A 17,504-nucleotide genomic window follows, 5' to 3' on the forward strand; every position below is an offset into this window, starting at 1 on the left:
CCTATGTAGCCCGATGGGCTGCTTCTCGGCTGGTGAGGAGTCCGATGCTCGGCAAGGCGGAACTGCGCGACCTGGTGGCGGCGGATCTCGGCGTAGCGCCGGAAACGGTGGGCTACGACGACGATCTGGTGAGCCTGGGCATGCACTCGATGAAGCTCATGCACCTGGCGGCCAAGTGGCGTAAACAGGGCTACGACGTGCGCAGTTCCACGCTCGCGCTGTCCCCGACGATCGCCGCCTGGGCGGAGTTGCTGGGTGTAAGCCGTATCGCCGAGGAACCCGTGACGGCGCCCGTTGTCGAGACCGGTTCCGCCACCGGCGAATTCGCGCTGGCGACGATGCAGCACGCCTACTGGGTCGGTCGCAGGCAGGATCAGCGGCTCGGCGGCGTGGCGGCCCACCTCTACGTGGAGTTCGACGGCCGGGGTCTGCAGGCGGATCGGATGCGCCGCGCGGCCGACCGGCTGGTGCGCCACCACGCGATGCTCCGGGCCCAATTCCTGGACAGCGGCACGCAGCGCATCCTGCCGGAGCCACTGGTTCCGGTGTGCCACACGCTCGACCTGAGCGCGCGGGACGAGGCCGATGTCGAGGCCGAGCTCGGCCGGATCCGGCAGGACAAGAGTCATCAGCGCATGGACGTGGCCGCCGGACAGGTGGTGGACATCGCCGTCACGGTGCTGCCGGACGGCGCGCACCGCCTGCATCTCGACGTCGACATGGTCGCCGCCGACGCGCAGAGCTACCGCCGCATCCTCGACGACCTGGCCACGCTCTACGCGGCCGACGAGGACACCCTCCCGCCGCTCGGCTTCACCTTCCGCGAATACCTCGCCGCCAAAGCGCGCATGGCGCCGGACAATTCGGCCGATCGGCGGTGGTGGGCGCAGAAGGCGCCGACGCTGCCCGACATTCCGACGCTGCCGGTCATCCCGGAGAACGACCGACCGGACCCGGCGCGCAGCATCCGGCTGCACCATTGGTTCGACCCGGCCGGCAAGGCGCGTTTGCAGCAGTACGCGCACGGCAACGGTGTGACCCCGGCCGTCGCGCTGGCCACCGTGTTCAGCGAGGCCGTCGCGCGCTGGTCGGCGCAGCAGCGTTTCCTGCTGAACCTGCCGCTGTTCGCCCGCGAGCCGCTGCACGACGACATCGACCTGGTGGTCGGCGATTTCACCAATTCCGTGCTGGTCGATGTCGACGCGCGCACGACGGAGTCGATGGTGGCCAGGGCGAAGCGGTTGCAGCGGGAGTTGCACACCGCGGCCGCGCACGCCGGCTACGAGGGCCTCGACGTGCTGCGCGATCTCGGTGCATTGCGCGGTGCGCCGGTCACGCCGTCGGTGGTCTTCACCTCGGGGCTCGATCTGGGGGAGTTGTTCTCCGAGCGGGTCACTCGCGTCTTCGGCGAGCCGGTCTGGATCCTGTCGCAGGGCCCGCAGGTCGATCTGGACGCGCAGGTCGTTGAGCTGGCCGGCGGATTGCTGGTGAACTGGGACATCCGCCGCGACGCGCTGCCCGCCGGCGTCGCCGAGGCGATGTTCGCCGAATTCCGCGCCACCCTGGACGCACTCGTGCGGCCGGACGCGGATTGGTCCGCGGACCTGACCATCGCGCTGCCGCAAGCCCAGCGCGCGGTACGTGATTCGGTGAACGACAGCACTGTCGATCTGGGCGAGCGCACCTTGCACGACGCGTTCTTCGCGCTGGCTCGGCAACATCCGGAGCGAGTAGCGCTGCGCCGGCGCGCGGGTGGGTCGTGCAGTTACGGCGAACTGTCCGCGCAGGCGCTGGCCGTCGCCCGCGCGCTGGTCGAGGCGGGCGTCGAGCCCGGCGACACCGTCGCGGTCGTGATCCCGAAGGGGCACCGGCAGATTCCGGCCGTGCTCGGGGTGCTCGCCGCCGGCGCGGCCTACCTGCCGATCGGCACCGACCAGCCGAACGCGCGCCGGGACCGGATTCTCGCGCGCGGCGGTGTGCGGGTCGCACTGGTCGATGACGAGGACGGACTGCCCGACTCGGTGACCGGTATCGCGCTCGGAACCGCCTTGACCGCAACACCTCTGGATGCTCCGGTGGTCACGACACCGGATGCGCTCGCCTACGTGCTCTTCACCTCTGGATCCACCGGCGAGCCCAAGGGTGTGGAGGTCAGCCACCGCGCCGCGGCCAACACCATCGACGCGATCGGCACCCGCTTCGGCCTCGGTGCGGACGATCGGCTGATCGGCCTGTCCGCCTTGGGCTTCGACCTGTCGGTCTACGACATCTTCGCGCCGCTGTCGCTCGGCGGCGCACTCGCCTGTGTCGACGCGGCGATCGAGCGGGACGCTGCCGCGTGGGCCGCGCTCATCGCCGACGCCGATGTCACCGTGCTCAACTGCGCGCCCGGCCTGATCGGCATGCTGCTCGATCTCGCCGAACCCGATCAACTGCGCTCGCTACGGCTCGTGCTCACCGGCGGCGACAAGGTGAAAACCCAACTCGCGCAACGTGCCCGCGCCCTGGTGCCCGGCCTGCGCTTCGTCGGCCTCGGCGGCACCACCGAAACCGCGATCCACTCCACCGTCTGCGAGGTCACCGACGACTTCCCCGCCGAGCGGGTCGACGTGCCCTATGGCACGCCGCTGGCGAATGTGCGACTGCGCGTGGTCAACGAGCGCGGCGAAGACTGCCCCGACTGGGTGCCCGGCGAACTCTGGATCGGCGGCGCGAGCGTCGCGGACGGCTACCGGGGCGACGCCGAGCGAACGGCGGACCGGTTCGTCCAGGTCGACGGCGTGCGCTGGTACCGGACCGGTGATCTGGCTCGCTATCTGCCGGACGGCACCGTCGACTTCCTCGGGCGGGCCGACCACCAGGTCAAGATTCGCGGCTACCGGGTCGAACTCGGCGAGGTCGAGTCGGCGCTGGCCACGCTCGCGCCGCTGCGCTCGGCCGTCGTGGTGATCACCGCGGCGGGCAGACTCGCCGCCGCCGTGACCGCGGACGGACCGGCCGAGGCCGCCGACCTCACCGAACGGCTGCGGGAACTGCTGCCCGACTACATGATTCCGGACGTCATCGAGGTGCTCGACGCGCTTCCGCTCACCGCCAACGGCAAGCTCGACCGGGCCGCGATCGGGGCCTTGTTCGCCGAGCACACCGGCGCCCGCACCGGCTATGTGCCCCCGGCGAACGAGGTGGAGGCCGCGGTCGAGTACATCACCGCCCAGGTGCTCGGGCGCGACCGGCTCGGCGTCGACACGGACTTCTTCGACGCCGGCGGCAACTCGATCCTGGCGACCACGCTGACCGGGCAGATCCGCGGTCTGCTGGCGGTGGACGGTTTCGGCGTGACCGGAGTGCTCGAGGGCCGCACCGTGCGCCGGATCAGCGCTGGCCTGCTGGCCGCCGAGCCCGCCCCGGACCGGCTGGTGCACGTCGCGCGGATCCTGCTCGAACTGGCCGAGATCAGCCTGCCTCCGTCGGCGGCCCTGGTGTAGCGCGGAATGCGTTGCCGCACCGGTTAGTTCGAGAGAGATGGGTTTGACGTAATGCGATCGCTGGAAGACCTGCAGGAAGCGATGCGGGCCAGGCTCGCCGCGGACGGGCTGGCAAGCACGCCCACCGTGCCGCGGCGCCGGGATCCGGACCGGGCCGCCATGTCGTTCGGGCAACGTTATGTGTGGGCGCACCAGCAGATTTCGCCGGACAGCACGGCGTACAACCTGTGCCTGGCACTGACCTTCGACGGCGAGGTCGTCGACGACGCACTGCGGCAAGCTTTTCTGGCGCTGGTGCGGCGACACGAGGTGTTGCGCACCACCTATCACAACGACGAGCACGGAAACCCGTACCAGCGGATCCATCCGGACCTGGCGCCCCGCGTGCGTGAGCTCGAGCTCACCGGGTTCGAGGCGGGCGAGGCGGAGCGCAGGCTGACCGCGCGAGTCGAGGCGGCCGCGCACGAGACCTTCGACCTGTCGAACGAGTCGTCCCTGCGGCTCGATTTCGTCCGGATCGGTCCGCGCCGCCTGGTCGTCATCGTCGTGATCCAGCACATCGCCTGGGACGGCATGACCCTGCCCGCCCTGTCGAGGGACGTCGAGCGGTTCTATCGCGAGGCGCTGACCGGATCGATCACCGTGGAGCCGCTGCGCCGCCAGGTCGCCGACTTCGCGGAGTGGGAGCAGGATCGCTTCGCGAGCGCCGATCACGGTGCGGACAGCGACTTCTGGGCCGGCCGATTCGACGGCGAGGTACCGGAACTGCCGCTGCCGTACAACCGGCGGCCCCTGCTCGTCACCGAAGCCGGCCGCCGCCTCGACCGGTTGCTCGGCGCGACCGCGGATGCCACCCTGCGCAACCTCGCCGCAACCCTGCGCACCACTCCGTTCTCGGTGTTCCTGGCCGCGTATTACGTTGCGCTGCGCCAGTTCACGGGCCAGGACGACGTGGTGGTCGGCACCACGGTCGCCAACCGCGAAGAGTCCGGGATGGAGCTGTTGATCGGCAACTTCAGCAACATGCTCCCGTTGCGGCTGAACCCGCTGACGGATCGTCCGGGCGATGGCACCTTCGCCGAACTGGTCGAGTACGTGCGCACCGTGACGACGGATGCGTTCCGGCACAAGAACTTCCCGCAGGAGGGCGTAGTCCGCGCGGTCAACCGCGCCACCGGCAACGTCGGCTCCGCCCTGTTCGACACGATGGTGCTGTTCCTGGATCAGAAGATCGACGGACCGCAGCTGCCCGGCGCGGTCACCAGCTGGCGGCTGGCCGACCACGGTGCCTCGCTGCTGCCGATCGCGGTCGAGGCGTTCCTGCACAGCGACCGGGTAGATGTGCAGATCACCTATCGGACAGACCTGTTCGACGCGTCGACGATCGAACGGCTACACGACTACATCGATCAGACGCTGGCCGAGGCCACGGCAGACCGCCGGGTGGACGAGCTGCTCGTACTCTCACCCGCGGACCGTGCGGCCGTGCAGACCTGGTCGCGGGGCGACCGGGTGCCGATCGAACCGGCCACCGTCGACGCGATGATCCGTGATTCGGTGCGCGACCATCCGGATCGCATCGCCGTGGTGTTCGGCGAAATCGAGCTCTCCTATCTCGAATTCGACGCACGGGTCAACCGTCTCGCCCGCCGGCTGCTCGAGCGCGGCGTGCGAACCGGCGACCGGGTCGGTGTCTTCGCCGAGCGCGGCGATCGGCTGCCCGTGGTGTTCGCCGCCGTGCTGCGCGCCGGGGCCGTGTATGTGCCGATCGACCCGAGTTACCCCGCGGACCGCATCGAATTCATGATCGGCGACGCGCAACCCGCCTTGCTCGTACGTGCTGCCCGGCCCGGCCGGATACTCGATCCGGAACACAGTGCGGGCGTGCCTGTTCTGGATCTCGACGACCAGGCCGAGCAGATGGCGTCGGCGCGGCTCGATGCCACCGCGGTCCGGCCCGGCGAACTCACCCGCCCCCTGCACCCGCTCGACGCCGCCTATCTGCTCTACACCTCGGGCACCACGGGCAGGCCGAAGGGCGTGGTGATCAATCATCGCGCGGTCGCCAGCCATGTCCAGTGGATGCGCGACTACCTGGGCTTCGGTGCCGAGCGAATCCTGCAAAAGGCGCCGATCGGCTTCGATGTCTCGGTCTTCGAACTGGTCAACGCGCTGTGCACCGGCTCCTCCAGTGTGCTGCCGCCGCCGGATTGGTGGCAGGCCGATGTGGAGGCGCTGGCCGACATCATCGACCGGCACCAGATCACCCAGCTGTCCTTGGTGCCCAGCGTGACCCGGGCCTTCCTCGACGCGGACCCCGATCCCGCTCGCCTGCGCTCGATGCGGTTCGTCTACCTCGGCGGCGAGGCCGTGCCGCCGCCGCTGGTCGAGGAGGCGAGCCGGGTATTCGGCGGCACCGTGCTCGGCCTCTACGGGCCGACCGAGGCAGCGATGGACCTCATGCACGAGAACTTCGCGGGCGCGCTCGCCGCGCCGGCGGATTTCCGCGCCGCGCTGATCGGGCTGCCCGAATCGAATTCCGACGTCTATGTGCTCGACGACCGATTGCGCCAGGTGCCGCCCGGGGTGACCGGTGAATTGTATTTGGGCGGAATACAACTCGCGCAGGGCTACCACCACCGGCCCGGCCTGAGCTCGGCCACCTTCGTCGCCTGCCCCTTCGCCGGCGAACCCGGCGCACGGATGTACCGCACCGGCGACGTCGTGCGCTGGCATCCCAGCGGCAGCATGGAATACCTCGGCCGGACCGACGATCAGGTCAAGGTGCGTGGCCACCGGATCGAGCTCGGCGAGGTCGGTTCGGTGCTGCGCCAGGTACCGGGCATCGCGTCCGCCGCGGCGATCGCGATCAACCGCGACACCGACGCGGCCCTGGTCGCGTACTACGTGCCCGAGCCGGGTTCGGCGTACGAGTCCGGCACCGAGGCCGAGAACTCCGGCGCCATCCGGGTGCACCTCGCCGATCGGCTGCCCGACTACATGATCCCCTCGGCGCTGGTGAGATTGGCCGAGCTGCCGCTCACCACGAACGGAAAGCTGGACCGCAAGGCCCTGCCGGTGCCGGATCTCGGCGGCGGCACCGGGCGTGGCCGTGTCCTGCGTGACCCGGCCGAGCAGGCGGTCGCCGCGGTGATCCGGCAGGTGCTCGGGCTCGCCGAGCAGGTCGAACTGGCCGCCGACGACGACTTCCTCGCGCTCGGCGGCGATTCCATCAGCGCGATTCGGATGGCATCGGCGCTCAAGAAGCGCGGCCTGCTGATCACCACCAGCGCGCTGTTCGCGGCGCGCACCATCGCGCTGATCGCCGCAGCCACCGAGCCGATCGACCTGTCCACTGCGCCCGCGCTGGTCGAATCAGGTGATGGCACCGGCTGGATCCCACTCAACCCGATCGCCACGCTGCTGATCGAGCAGAGCGCGCCCTACGCCGCCTACAGCCAGGCCACCGCCGTGGTGACCCCGGCGGACAGCTCGGTCGAGCGACTGACGACCGTCCTGCACGGGCTGGTCGACCGGCATCCGCTGCTGCGTGCCCGGCTGGCGACCGGACCGGACGGCCGCACCGCCTATTACGTGCCGCGGGCCGACGAGCCGTTCACCCACCCCGGCCTCACCGATGTCGAGATCGACTGCGCCGCATGGCCCACGACCGCGACCGAGGTGCTGAACGAGCAGCTACGCCTCATCGCCGAATCGCTCGATCCCGCCGCGGGGCGGATGGTCGGCGCGGCCTGGGTGCACGCGGACGACCGATCCGCCGGCCGGCTGCTGCTGGTGTTGCATCACCTGGTGGTCGATGGCGTGTCCTGGCGCGTGATCCACGAGGATCTGCGCAGACTCTGGGCGGACGAAGAGCTTTCGGCGGCCGACCTCGGCACGTCGGTGCAGGCATGGAACACCAACCTGGTCCGGCTCGCGCACACCGAGCCGGTGACCGAGACCCTGCCGTTCTGGCAGGAGATCGCGGACAGCGCCGACCCGCTGCTCGGCGATCGGGCCCTCGATGCCGCCGTCGATACCGTCGCGACGGTGCGCGAGGTCACCGCCGAGCTGGACATTGCCGACACCCAGTACCTGATGACCACCGCCGCACAGGCTTTCGGCTGTGACTTCCTGGACATCCAGGTAGCGGCGCTCGCGGTCGCGACCCGGCGGTTCCGGCAGGCCCGCGGTCGGGACGCCGGCCCGGTCACGCTGACCATGGAGCGGCACGGCCGCGTCGAAAGCCTTTTCGCCGGAGTAGATCTCACCAACGCCGTCGGGTGGTTCACCACCGCCTATCCGGTCGCGCTGGACATCGCGGCCGACGCGGAGATGGCCGGCGCGGTCAAAACGGTCAAGGAGCAACTGCGCGCCGTGCCCGATTCCGGCATCGGCTGGGGTCTGCTCCGGCAGCTCAATCCCGACACCGGTCCCCGGCTCGCCGGTGGTACCCCACCCCAGCTCAGCTTCAACTACATGGGCCGCTTCGACGTTGCCGTCGCGGCGCAGGACTGGGACGCCGCACCGGAATTCGGCTATCTCGGCGGCCACGCGAACGCCGCCATGCCCGCGCCCGCGCTGCTCGACATCAACACGGTCGCGGTGCTGGACAACGACGCGCCGCAGCTCCGGGCGTCCTTCCGATTCCCGTCCGGCGCGGTGACCGCGGCCGAGGTCCGCGAGTTCGCCGACCTGTGGACCGGCGCGCTGTGCGAGCTGGCCAAGGCCGTGCGCGAGAATCCGGCACGGCGTTTGACGCCGAGCGACGTGCTCGCCCGCGACGTGACCCAACTCGACCTCGACCGCTGGCAATCGCTCTATCCCCGCTGCGCCGATGTGTATCCGCTCGCGCCGCTACAGGCGGGGTTGTATTTCACCGCGATCAGCAACGCCGGGCGTGACGCCTACACGGTGCAGACCACGATCACCGTGCGCGGTGCGCTGGACGTGCCGCGGCTGACCCGTTCGCTGAACAACGTGCTCAATCGGTATCCGAATCTGCGCGTTGCCATTTCGGTGTCGCACGCCGGGCAGCCGCACGCCGTCGTCGCCGACCGGATGGACTTCCCGGTCGAAGAGGTCGACCTCTCGACCGCACCGGACGCGCAGGCACGACTGCTGGAATTCCTGGACGCCGATCAGGCGGGCGTGTTCGATCTGTCCCGCGGACCGCTGATGCGCGCGACCGTGGTGCACCTGCCGGATTCGGCGCACATGCTGGTGCTCGCCTCGCACCACATCCTGACCGACGGCTGGTCCGGTCAGCTGCTGCCGCGCGAGATCTTCGCCGACTACACCAGCGACGGCACCGCCGAACCACTCGGCAACCCCGCGACTTTCGCCGACTTCCTGCGGCTCACCGAGGATCGCGAGCAGGCGACCGAGGCGGTCTGGAACGAGTACCTGACCGGGGTCCAGCCGTGCGTGGTCGCACCGAATCGGGTGCCCGGCGGCTCGGGAGTGCCGGTGGCACATCGCTTCCCGGTCGACGCCGCGGTCGCGGACGCGCTGACCGAGCTGGCCGCCACGGCGGGCACCACGTTCAGCGCGGTCTGCCAATTGGCCTGGGCCAATGTGCTGCGCTACGTAACCGGAGGCGACGCAGCGGTTTTCGGCGAGGTCGTCTCCGGTCGCCCGGCCGACCTCGACGAGGTGGACAACGCCATCGGCTGTTTCGTGAACACCGTGCCGGTCGTCATCGAGCTACCTGCCGGGCAGACCTGGCGGGACCGGCTCACCGACGTCCAGCGGCGGCGCGCCGACCTCATGGAGTTCCAGCAGTATCGGCTGACCTCGGCCAACCGAGTCGCGGGCGCGCGGAGGCTGTTCGACAGCATGTTCGTCTTCCAGTCCTACCCGTCGGGTCGCGACGAACTGGTGCGGCTGCTCGGCGAGGAGCAACTCGAGCTGGTGTCGTTCGAGGGGCGCGGCGCCACCGACAACGCGCTGCTCATCATGATCTTCCCCGCGGACCTGCTGTTCCCCGGTGAACCCCTGCAGGTCGTCGTCTTCTACGCCGAGGACTCGTTCGACGACAACGACATTCAGATCATCGAATCCGCCTTCACCAACACCCTGCGGGCCATCGCCGAGGACGCCGATCGCCGCATCGGCGACACAGCGATCCTCGACGACGGGGATCTGGGGATGTTGGTCATGCGACGGATGTGGCAGTGACGCAGCGCAATCGCGGTGCCGGGCAGGAGATCAGGTAATGGCTAGTACACCGGGCTGGATCCGGAAGTTCCACAAACCGCGGTCTGCGGACAATCCACCGCTGGTGATCTGTCCGCACGCGGGCGGCGGCGCCTCGGCCTATCGGCCGTTCTCCAAGGCGCTCAGCGTGAACTTCGACGTGATCCTGCTGCAATACCCGGGCCGGCAGGATCGGGCGCGGGAACCGGTGCGCGACACCATCCAGGAGACCGCGGGCGAGGCGTTCGACGAGTTCGCCGGGTCGCCGTTCAACCGCGGCGTGCCGATCACCATCTTCGGCCACAGCATGGGCACGATGGTGGCCTTCGAGTTCGCCCGGTTGGCCGACGCCGCGGACGTGCCGGTGCGCCTGCTCGGTGTCTCCGGGGCCTGCGCGCCATGGCAGGTGGCGGATAAACCGCCGCACCCGACGGAGGACGACGAACTGCTCGATCACGTCGGCGGGTTGCAAGGCACCGGCGCCGATCTGCTGGCGAACCGGGAACTGATGCGGATGGCGTTGCCCGCGTTGAAGGGTGACTACCGCGCGTTCGACGCTTACACCTGCGCCGAGGACGTCACCGTCGACACCCGCATCCATGTGATGGGCGGTAGCGAGGACGAATTCGTCGGCATCGGCGATCTGTTCGCCTGGCAACAGCACACGGAGCGGCCGCTGGCGGCGTCGATGTTCGACGGCGGTCACTTCTACCTCAACGACCATGTCGAGGGCATGGCGGAAATCCTTTCCGCCGGGCTGGTTTCGGCGGAGGTCGCCCGATGAGCGGGCATGATGACCCGATCGTCATCGCGGGCCTGGCGGTCGAGGCGCCCGGCGGTATCGACACGCTTGCCGGGTACTGGTCCGCGCTCGCCGGCTCACGCGATCTGATCGGCCCGTTTCCGCGCGACCGCGGGTGGCCGATCGACCAGCTCATGGCCAAGGGTGGCACCGATGGCTGGAGCCAGGTTCGCGACGCGGGTGGCTTCCTCGACGGCGCAGGCGAATTCGATCCGGCGTTCTTCGGGATCAGCCCGCGCGAAGCCGTCGCGATGGATCCGCAACAGCGGGTGGCGCTTCGGGTGGCCTGGCGGGCCCTGGAGAACGCCGGGATCAACCCGGCGAGTCTGGCGGGCGACGAAATCGGTTGCTACATGGGAGCTTCCTACACCGAGTACGGTCCGCGCGGCGACGAGGCCAACGAGCACACCGGATATCGGGCGACCGGTGCGGCGCTGGGCGCGGTCGCCGGGCGGATCTCGCACGCCCTGGGGCTGTCCGGCCCGTCGATGACGGTGGATACCGCCTGCGCGTCGTCGTTGTCCGCCGTGCACCTCGCGGCGTCCGCGATCCGCAACGGTGACTGCGACTGGGCGCTGGCCGGTGGTGTCTGCGTGATGGGCTCGCTGGCCGGGTTCTTCGAGTTCGCCAAGGCCAACGCGCTGTCCACAGATGGGCAGTGCAAGCCGTACTCGGCCGAGGCGCTCGGCACCCTGTGGGGTGAAGGCGCGGGAGTCGTTGTACTGGAACGGGAATCACGCGCGCTGCGACTCGGTCACCGGGTGTACGGACGGATTCTGGCCACCCGGGTGAACCACAATGGCGCGGGTGCGCCGATCGCGGTGCCGAGTGCCGAGGCGCAAGCCGAGTTGATCACCAAGACGGTCCGCGCCGCGGGCATCGCGCCGGCGCTGGTCGGGATGATCGAGGGGCACGGGACCGGCACGGCAGTCGGCGATCCACTCGAATTGGCCGCGCTGGCAGAGGTATACGGCGGCGCGGGGGAGCAGAACGACAGCCCGCGGCTCGGCTCGGTCAAGTCGAATCTCGGCCACGCGCAAGCCGCTGCGGGCATGCTCGGTCTGATCAAAGTACTGCTGAGCGGCCTGCACGGCCAGATCGCCCCGACCAGGCACGCGGAAAGCCCGACCACACAGCTGGATTGGGCGCAGTCGGGTCTGCGGCTAGCCGAAAAGCTGGAGGACTGGTCACCCCGGGACGGGGTGCGATACGCCGCTGTCTCGTCGTTCGGCGTTGCGGGCACGAACGCGCACGCGATCATCGCGATGCCCGTGCTGGAGGAGGAGAATCATGTCTGAGCACCGACTTCCGGACGGCAGTATTCCGGTGCTGTTGTCGTCGGATACGGCGGATTCGCTGCGCCGCGAGGCCGCGGCCGTCCTGGCCTACCTCGGTGATCATCCCGAGGTCGGTCCCGATCGGGTGGCCGGCATGCTCTTCCGGACCCGGGTCGCGCGCCGGTACCGCGCACTGGCCATGGTCACCGAGCAGGGCGAGCTCATCGCGGCGCTGGGTGCGGTCGCGAACGGTGAGCCGCATGCGTCGGTCGTCGCCACAGGGAACGCGGCCAAGCCGCGCAGGATCGGCTACATCTTCCCCGGTCAGGGCAGCCAATACCCTGGAATGGGCCGGATGCTCTACGCACATTCACTCGCGTTCAAGACTGCGGTGGACGAGGCGGAGGCGGTCTTCCAGGACCTGTTCGATCTCTCGCCGCGCTCCTACCTGCTCGCGGAATCCGATCCGGGACACAACCTGTTGCGCATCGTGCAGCCCGCGCTGTTCATGCAGATGATCGGGCTCGCCGCGATGTGGCGGGCGGCCGGCGTCGGTCCGGACGTCACCGTCGGGCACAGTCAAGGCGAGCTGGCCGCGGGCGTGGTGTCCGGGGTGATCACGCTGGCCGACGCCGTGCGCGTGGTGACCATGCGCGGTGGACTCGTCGACACCCTGGCCAAGCAGGCGGGCCGGGAAGACAAGTATTCGATGGCCGTGGTCGGCGTGGACCGCGAGGAGTGCGAGGCCATCCTGGCCCGGCATTCGGGCTGGGCGGAGCTGTCGGTGATCAATTCCCCGCACGTGCTCGCCATCGGCGGGGAAAGCCCGACGGTCGCCGCCGTGGTGGCCGAGCTGACCGAACAGGGCAAGTTCGCCAAGGAGATTCGCGTCGGGTATCCGGCGCACACCTCCGTGGTGACCGAGTTCCGGGACAGCTTCCTGGACAACTCGCTGGCCGCCAAACTCGATCACTCGGAGTTCGCGGCGACCGAGGTCGAATGCATCGGATCCACCCTCGGCACCGCGATCACCCCCGACCTGCCGGTGGGGGACTACTGGTACTGGAACCTGCGCAATCGAGTGCGTTTCGACCTGGCGATCGCGCGCGCGGCCGAGCGAGGGGTCGACACCTTCCTCGAGATCGCCGATCATCCCGCGCTGTTTCTCGCGGTCCAGGAGAACCTGAGCGGCGTCACCCCGCAGCGCGACTTCCAGACGATCGGGACCTCCCGCCGATCGGCCACCGATCTGCGCGAGTTCACCCGCAACCTCGGGCTCGTCGCGGTCAGCGATCTCGGCTACGACTGGTCCGCGCTGCGCACGGATTCGACTGCCGCACCCCGGCTTCCGCTGCTCGACTTCCCGAACACCCAGATGAACCCGAAGCATCTGTGGGCGGCCTACAACCATGCCGGCGCTCCGGCGGCGACCGGCAGCGCCTTGGTGAGCGCTGCCGCCGTCGAGCAGAACACCGTGCCCGCGCAGCGCATTGTCGAACAGTGGGTGCGGATGGGCAGCCGGTCGCTGGTGCCGCCGCGCACGATGGCGGTGCTGGATCACGGTGGCCGCAGTGCTGAACTGGTGGCCGCGCTCCAGGACGCCGCCGTGCGGCACGGTGTCTCGATCGTCGACCCGGACACCGGATCATCCGGTGCCGGAGCGATTTTCGACACCGTTGTCATCGTCCTGCCGGAACTGGGCGACCTAACGGCCGACGCGGCGGTGACCGAACTCGCCGGCTTCCTCGGCGAGCGTGGCCGATTGCCCCGGCTCGACGGTGTTCGCGACGTGTGGCTGGTCACCGTCGGCGGCGAGCAGGTGCTCGACGTGGACGTGCCGAATCTCTTCCACGCCGGCGCACCGGCCGGATTCCGTTGCCTCGCCGCCGAACATCTCGGGGTCTCGTTCCGGCATGTGGATCTCGAGTCCGGCCGGTCTGCCGCGGACTCGGCCAACGCGCTCATGATCGCGCTGCACACCGCCCGGGAACCCGAGCTCGCGCTGCGGGATGGCGGCGTGTACGCGAAACGGCTGGTCGCCGAGGATGTCTCGACCGTCCGGCCGCTAGGCTCAGCCGACCTGCGCGAGGTGGTGATCGTCGGCGGCACCGGCAAGCTCGGGCTGGACTTCTGCGAGCGCTTCGCCCGGGACGGTGCCGGCCGGATCACCTTGCTGAGCCGATCCGGCGGTGCCGCCGAGTCGCTCGCGCGGATCGAGCAGATCAAGCAGATCGGTGGAGCCGAGGTGATCGTCCGGCGCTGCGACGTCACCGACGAGGCCGCGGTGCGCGCCCTGGCCGATGAGTACCGCAGTACCCCGGCGGATCTGATCGTGCATGCCGCGGTCGACTACGACGCGGCCGCCGAGCTCACCCCGGAGTCGGTGCGTGCCGCGGCGGCACCGAAGGTCGTCGCGCTGGAACACTTGGTCCGGCATTTCCCGCGTACGCCGACCGGCCGGATCGTGCTGTGCTCGTCGCTCTCGGCGACCATCGGCGGACGCGGGCACATGGTGTACGCCGCGGTGAACCGGATGCTCGACGCGGCGGCGGCGCGCTACCGCAGCCGTGGCATCGCGAGTTCCGCTGTGCAGTGGGGGCTTTGGCGCGCGGTCGGCACCGCTCGAGCCGACGCGCTGGCAAAGATCAGCGGAACCGGCCTGCGGCCGATGGAGCCCGGCAGCGCGATCGCCGCCGGCATCACCGCGCAGGCGGAGAACGTCATCGTCGCGACCGCGGACTGGGACCGGCTGGCAACCCTGTTCTCCGCCTTCGGTTTCGACCCGTTGTTCAGCACCTTGGAGCTCGGCGACCTGCCCGAGGAGTTGGCCGGGGTAACGCCCGCGCCGGTCGTCGTCTCCGCCCCGGCGGAACCGGAGCCGGCCGCGGGCCGGCCTGTCGCGGCGAACACCGCCGAGCAAGTGCAGTTCGCCCTGCGCGCGGTGATGGGCATGGACCGCACAGAGACCATCGACGGGTCGGTCCCGCTCGTCGCACTCGGCCTGGATTCGTTGCAGGCGTTGGACTTACGTAAACGCATCGAACTCGAACTGCAGCGTGAACTACCGGTCACCGCCATCTTGGGCGGCGCGTCCCTCGACGAGGTGGTGACTTTGCTGGGCTAGCCGGGATTCACAGGGACCGAGCACTATTCGCAGCAGGGACGGAGACAGCACGGTGAATTCGAGCAGGGTAACGGGGGCGCCCGCGGTTTCGGCCGAGCACGCGATCGTCGTAGAGGGCGTGGAGAAGTCCTTCGGCGAGGTGAAAGCGTTGCGCGGCATCGGCTTCCAGGTGCCGAAGGGGAGTGTGCTCGGCGTGCTCGGCCCGAACGGGGCGGGTAAGACCACCACTGTGTCCGTGCTGTCGACGCTCACGAAGCCGGACGCGGGGCGGGCCGTGGTGGCCGGATACGACGTGGTCCGGCAAGCCGCCGAGGTCCGGGCCTCCATCATGCTCACCGGCCAGTACGCGGCGTTGGACGAGATGCTGAGCGGCCGGGAGAACCTGGTGCTGTTCGGTCGCCTGATGGGCCTGCGCCGCAAGGAAGCCCGGGCCCGCGCCGACGAACTGCTCGACCGGTTCGAGTTGACCGACTCCGCCGATCGGCGGGTCGGCCAGTACTCCGGCGGGATGCGGCGGCGCATCGACATCGCCTGCGGTCTGGTCCGGACACCGCAGGTGGTCTTTCTCGACGAGCCGACCACCGGCCTCGACCCGGTGAGCAGGCAGAGCCTGTGGGGACTGGTTCGCTCGCTCAAGCAGCAGGGCGTCACCATCCTGCTCACCACGCAGTACCTCGAGGAGGCGGATGTGCTGAGCGACAACATCATTGTCGTGGACCGGGGCACGGTGATCGCGGAGGGCACGGCCGACCAGCTCAAGGCGCGCACCGGCGCGAGCTACTGCGAGGTGGTCCCGGCAGACCCCGGCGACCTGTCCGCCGTCGTCACCGCGCTCACCGGGCTCGGTGAGATCACCGTCGCCGAGTCCGCCGACCGGGTGTCGCTGCCCGCGCCGGACGGCGCCGCCACTCTGGGCGAGGCGCTGCGCCGGATCACCGACGCCGACATCGAACTCATCGACATCGCGTTGCGCAGGCCCTCGCTCGACGAGGTCTTCATCGAACTGACCAAACCCGTCGGCGAGGCCGTCGAATGAGCGCCGGCACCATCCTGCGGGTGCCGCACGGGATGCAGTGGACGGCGCTGAGCGGGCGCGGTATTCGGGCGGCGGTGCGCGAGGGCGACCTGGTGCTCGCGTACGCGGCGCCGCTGACCTTCTTCGTTTGTATCTATGTGCCGCTGCGTCGTTCGATGGAGGCGACGGGGATCGATTACGCGCAGTACCTGCTGCCGCTGATCGCGATCCAGGCCATGTTCTTCACCGCCATGTTCGCCGGCGATCGGGCGGCGCGCGAGGTGGCGGGCGGCATGGGCACCCGGCTGCGGGCCATGCCGGTGCCGGCCTGGATACCGCCCGCCGCCCGGATCTCCGCGAACGCGGTACGCGCGCTCGCCGCGCTGGCCGGGGCGCTGACCATCGGCTCGCTGTTCGGCTTCCGCTTCCACGGATTCGGCACGACAGTGGCCTTTTCGGCGTTGGTGCTCGGCTTCGGTGCGGCCGTGGTGATCGCCGCCGACGCGCTGGGCACCGCGACCGCCAATCCGGAACTCGGCGCGACGGTGCTGTTCGCGCCGCAGCTGCTGCTGCTCATGATGTCGACGGGTTTCGTTCCCGCGCAAGGATTCCCGGGCTGGATTCAGCCTTTCGTGCGCAATCAACCGGTCTCGCAGGTGGCGGCCGCATTGCGTGAGCTGTCCGAAGGCAGGCACACCTCGACCACCGTGGTGGCTGTCGTCTGGGTGATCGGGCTGCTGGCCGGGGCCATGATCGTGTCGGTGCGAGTGGAAGGACGGCGGCGATGAACGCACTGGTCGATCAGAGCCTGGTGGAAACCGGCAGGCTGCTGCGCCGCTGGAGCAGGCAGCAGGAGGTGGTGACCACGACCCTGGTGCTGCCGATTCTGCTGCTGCTCATGTTCGATCTCGTGCTCAGCAAGTCGCTCGACCTCGGCGGAGGTACCGACGCCATCTACGGGTTCGTACCGATGATCGCGGTGGCCGGCGCGATGTACGGGGCGACCGGCACCGGTCTTTCGCTGTACGGCGAGCGGGAAAGCGGTCTGCTGCGCCGCTTCTGGGTACTGCCGATTCATCGTTCGGCCGGGCTGATCGGCAGGCTGCTCGCCGAATGCCTGCGGGCGGTGGCCGCGACGGTGGTCGTGGTGGTGGTCGGCGTCGTGCTCGGGCTCCGTTTCCAGCAGGGCCTGGTCGGCGTGCTCGGCGTGCTGATGGTTCCGGTGATCGTCATCGCGGGATTCACGCCGATGGTGATCGTGGTCGGGGTCAGCCGGATCGGCGACAAGGTGGTGCAGATCTTCGCCGCGGTCGTGCTGCTCGCGATGTTCTTCAACTCGGGTTTCGTGCCGATCGACAACTACCCCGGCTGGCTCCAGCCGATCGTGCGTGGCCAGCCGATCAGCTGCGCGGTGGAGGCGATGCGCGGGTTCACCGTCGGTGGACCGGTCGCGGTTCCGTTGTCGCAGACGCTCGCCTGGTCGGCGGGGTTGGTCGCGGTCTTCGGGGCATTGGCCGTTCGGGGTTATCGCGGCGCGGCCGAGAGCTGATCGCCGGACCCGGCTCATGGTCGGCCGAGCTAGCGCGGGTTAGTGTCACCGGCG

General features: G+C 69.5%; 8 protein-coding genes. All 8 read left to right on the forward strand.

The genetic code is table 11. The features are described 5' to 3' along the window. Window positions 1-44 precede the first annotated feature (44 nt). Genes ACFYO1_RS37240 through ACFYO1_RS37275 form a run of 8 tightly spaced genes read left to right on the forward strand, consistent with a single transcriptional unit; the run spans window position 45 to window position 17,450 of the window. Entirely contained in the window at window positions 45-3,485 is a 3,441-nt protein-coding gene (locus ACFYO1_RS37240; protein ID WP_387242142.1) for an amino acid adenylation domain-containing protein, read from the forward strand. Between the two features lie 51 nt (window positions 3,486-3,536). Beyond that, window positions 3,537-9,665 (forward strand): amino acid adenylation domain-containing protein, encoded by a 6,129-nt coding sequence (locus tag ACFYO1_RS37245; protein ID WP_387242145.1) that lies wholly within the window; start codon window positions 3,537-3,539, stop codon window positions 9,663-9,665. A gap of 37 nt (window positions 9,666-9,702) precedes the next feature. Continuing rightward, window positions 9,703-10,467, forward strand: coding sequence for a thioesterase II family protein (locus ACFYO1_RS37250; protein WP_387242148.1), 765 nt, complete (start codon window positions 9,703-9,705; stop codon window positions 10,465-10,467). Continuing rightward, window positions 10,464-11,783, forward strand: a complete 1,320-nt coding sequence (locus ACFYO1_RS37255; RefSeq protein ID WP_387242152.1) for a polyketide synthase — start codon at window positions 10,464-10,466, stop codon at window positions 11,781-11,783. Before ACFYO1_RS37250 ends, ACFYO1_RS37255 begins: the two co-directional genes overlap by 4 nt. Continuing rightward, window positions 11,776-14,886, forward strand: a complete 3,111-nt coding sequence (gene nbtC, locus ACFYO1_RS37260) for a nocobactin polyketide synthase NbtC (protein ID WP_387242155.1) — start codon at window positions 11,776-11,778, stop codon at window positions 14,884-14,886. The genes ACFYO1_RS37255 and nbtC overlap by 8 nt, the downstream gene beginning before the upstream one ends. A 52-nt stretch (window positions 14,887-14,938) precedes the next feature. Then, window positions 14,939-15,922 (forward strand): ATP-binding cassette domain-containing protein, encoded by a 984-nt coding sequence (locus ACFYO1_RS37265; RefSeq protein ID WP_387242158.1) that lies wholly within the window; start codon window positions 14,939-14,941, stop codon window positions 15,920-15,922. Then, a complete protein-coding gene (locus ACFYO1_RS37270) occupies window positions 15,919-16,689 on the forward strand; it encodes an ABC transporter permease (RefSeq protein ID WP_387242161.1) in 771 nt (256 codons plus the stop codon). Before ACFYO1_RS37265 ends, ACFYO1_RS37270 begins: the two co-directional genes overlap by 4 nt. Further along, window positions 16,686-17,450: an ABC transporter permease gene (locus ACFYO1_RS37275; protein WP_387242164.1), complete on the forward strand. Its 765-nt coding sequence runs from the start codon at window positions 16,686-16,688 to the stop codon at window positions 17,448-17,450. Before ACFYO1_RS37270 ends, ACFYO1_RS37275 begins: the two co-directional genes overlap by 4 nt. Window positions 17,451-17,504: the final 54 nt, after the last annotated feature.

Origin of the sequence: Nocardia sp. NPDC006044 (assembly GCF_042871115.1) — a bacterium.
Lineage (GTDB): Bacteria > Actinomycetota > Actinomycetes > Mycobacteriales > Mycobacteriaceae > Nocardia.

What these genes read in the sequence shown, in the direction of transcription:
- ACFYO1_RS37240 (WP_387242142.1), top strand. Translation starts at nt 45, where the DNA reads ATGCTCGGCAAGGCGGAACTGCGCGACCTGGTGGCGGCGGATCTCGGC.
- ACFYO1_RS37245 (WP_387242145.1), top strand. Translation starts at nt 3,537, where the DNA reads ATGCGATCGCTGGAAGACCTGCAGGAAGCGATGCGGGCCAGGCTCGCC.
- ACFYO1_RS37250 (WP_387242148.1), top strand. Translation starts at nt 9,703, where the DNA reads ATGGCTAGTACACCGGGCTGGATCCGGAAGTTCCACAAACCGCGGTCT.
- ACFYO1_RS37255 (WP_387242152.1), top strand. Translation starts at nt 10,464, where the DNA reads ATGAGCGGGCATGATGACCCGATCGTCATCGCGGGCCTGGCGGTCGAG.
- nbtC (WP_387242155.1), top strand. Translation starts at nt 11,776, where the DNA reads ATGTCTGAGCACCGACTTCCGGACGGCAGTATTCCGGTGCTGTTGTCG.
- ACFYO1_RS37270 (WP_387242161.1), top strand. Translation starts at nt 15,919, where the DNA reads ATGAGCGCCGGCACCATCCTGCGGGTGCCGCACGGGATGCAGTGGACG.
- ACFYO1_RS37275 (WP_387242164.1), top strand. Translation starts at nt 16,686, where the DNA reads ATGAACGCACTGGTCGATCAGAGCCTGGTGGAAACCGGCAGGCTGCTG.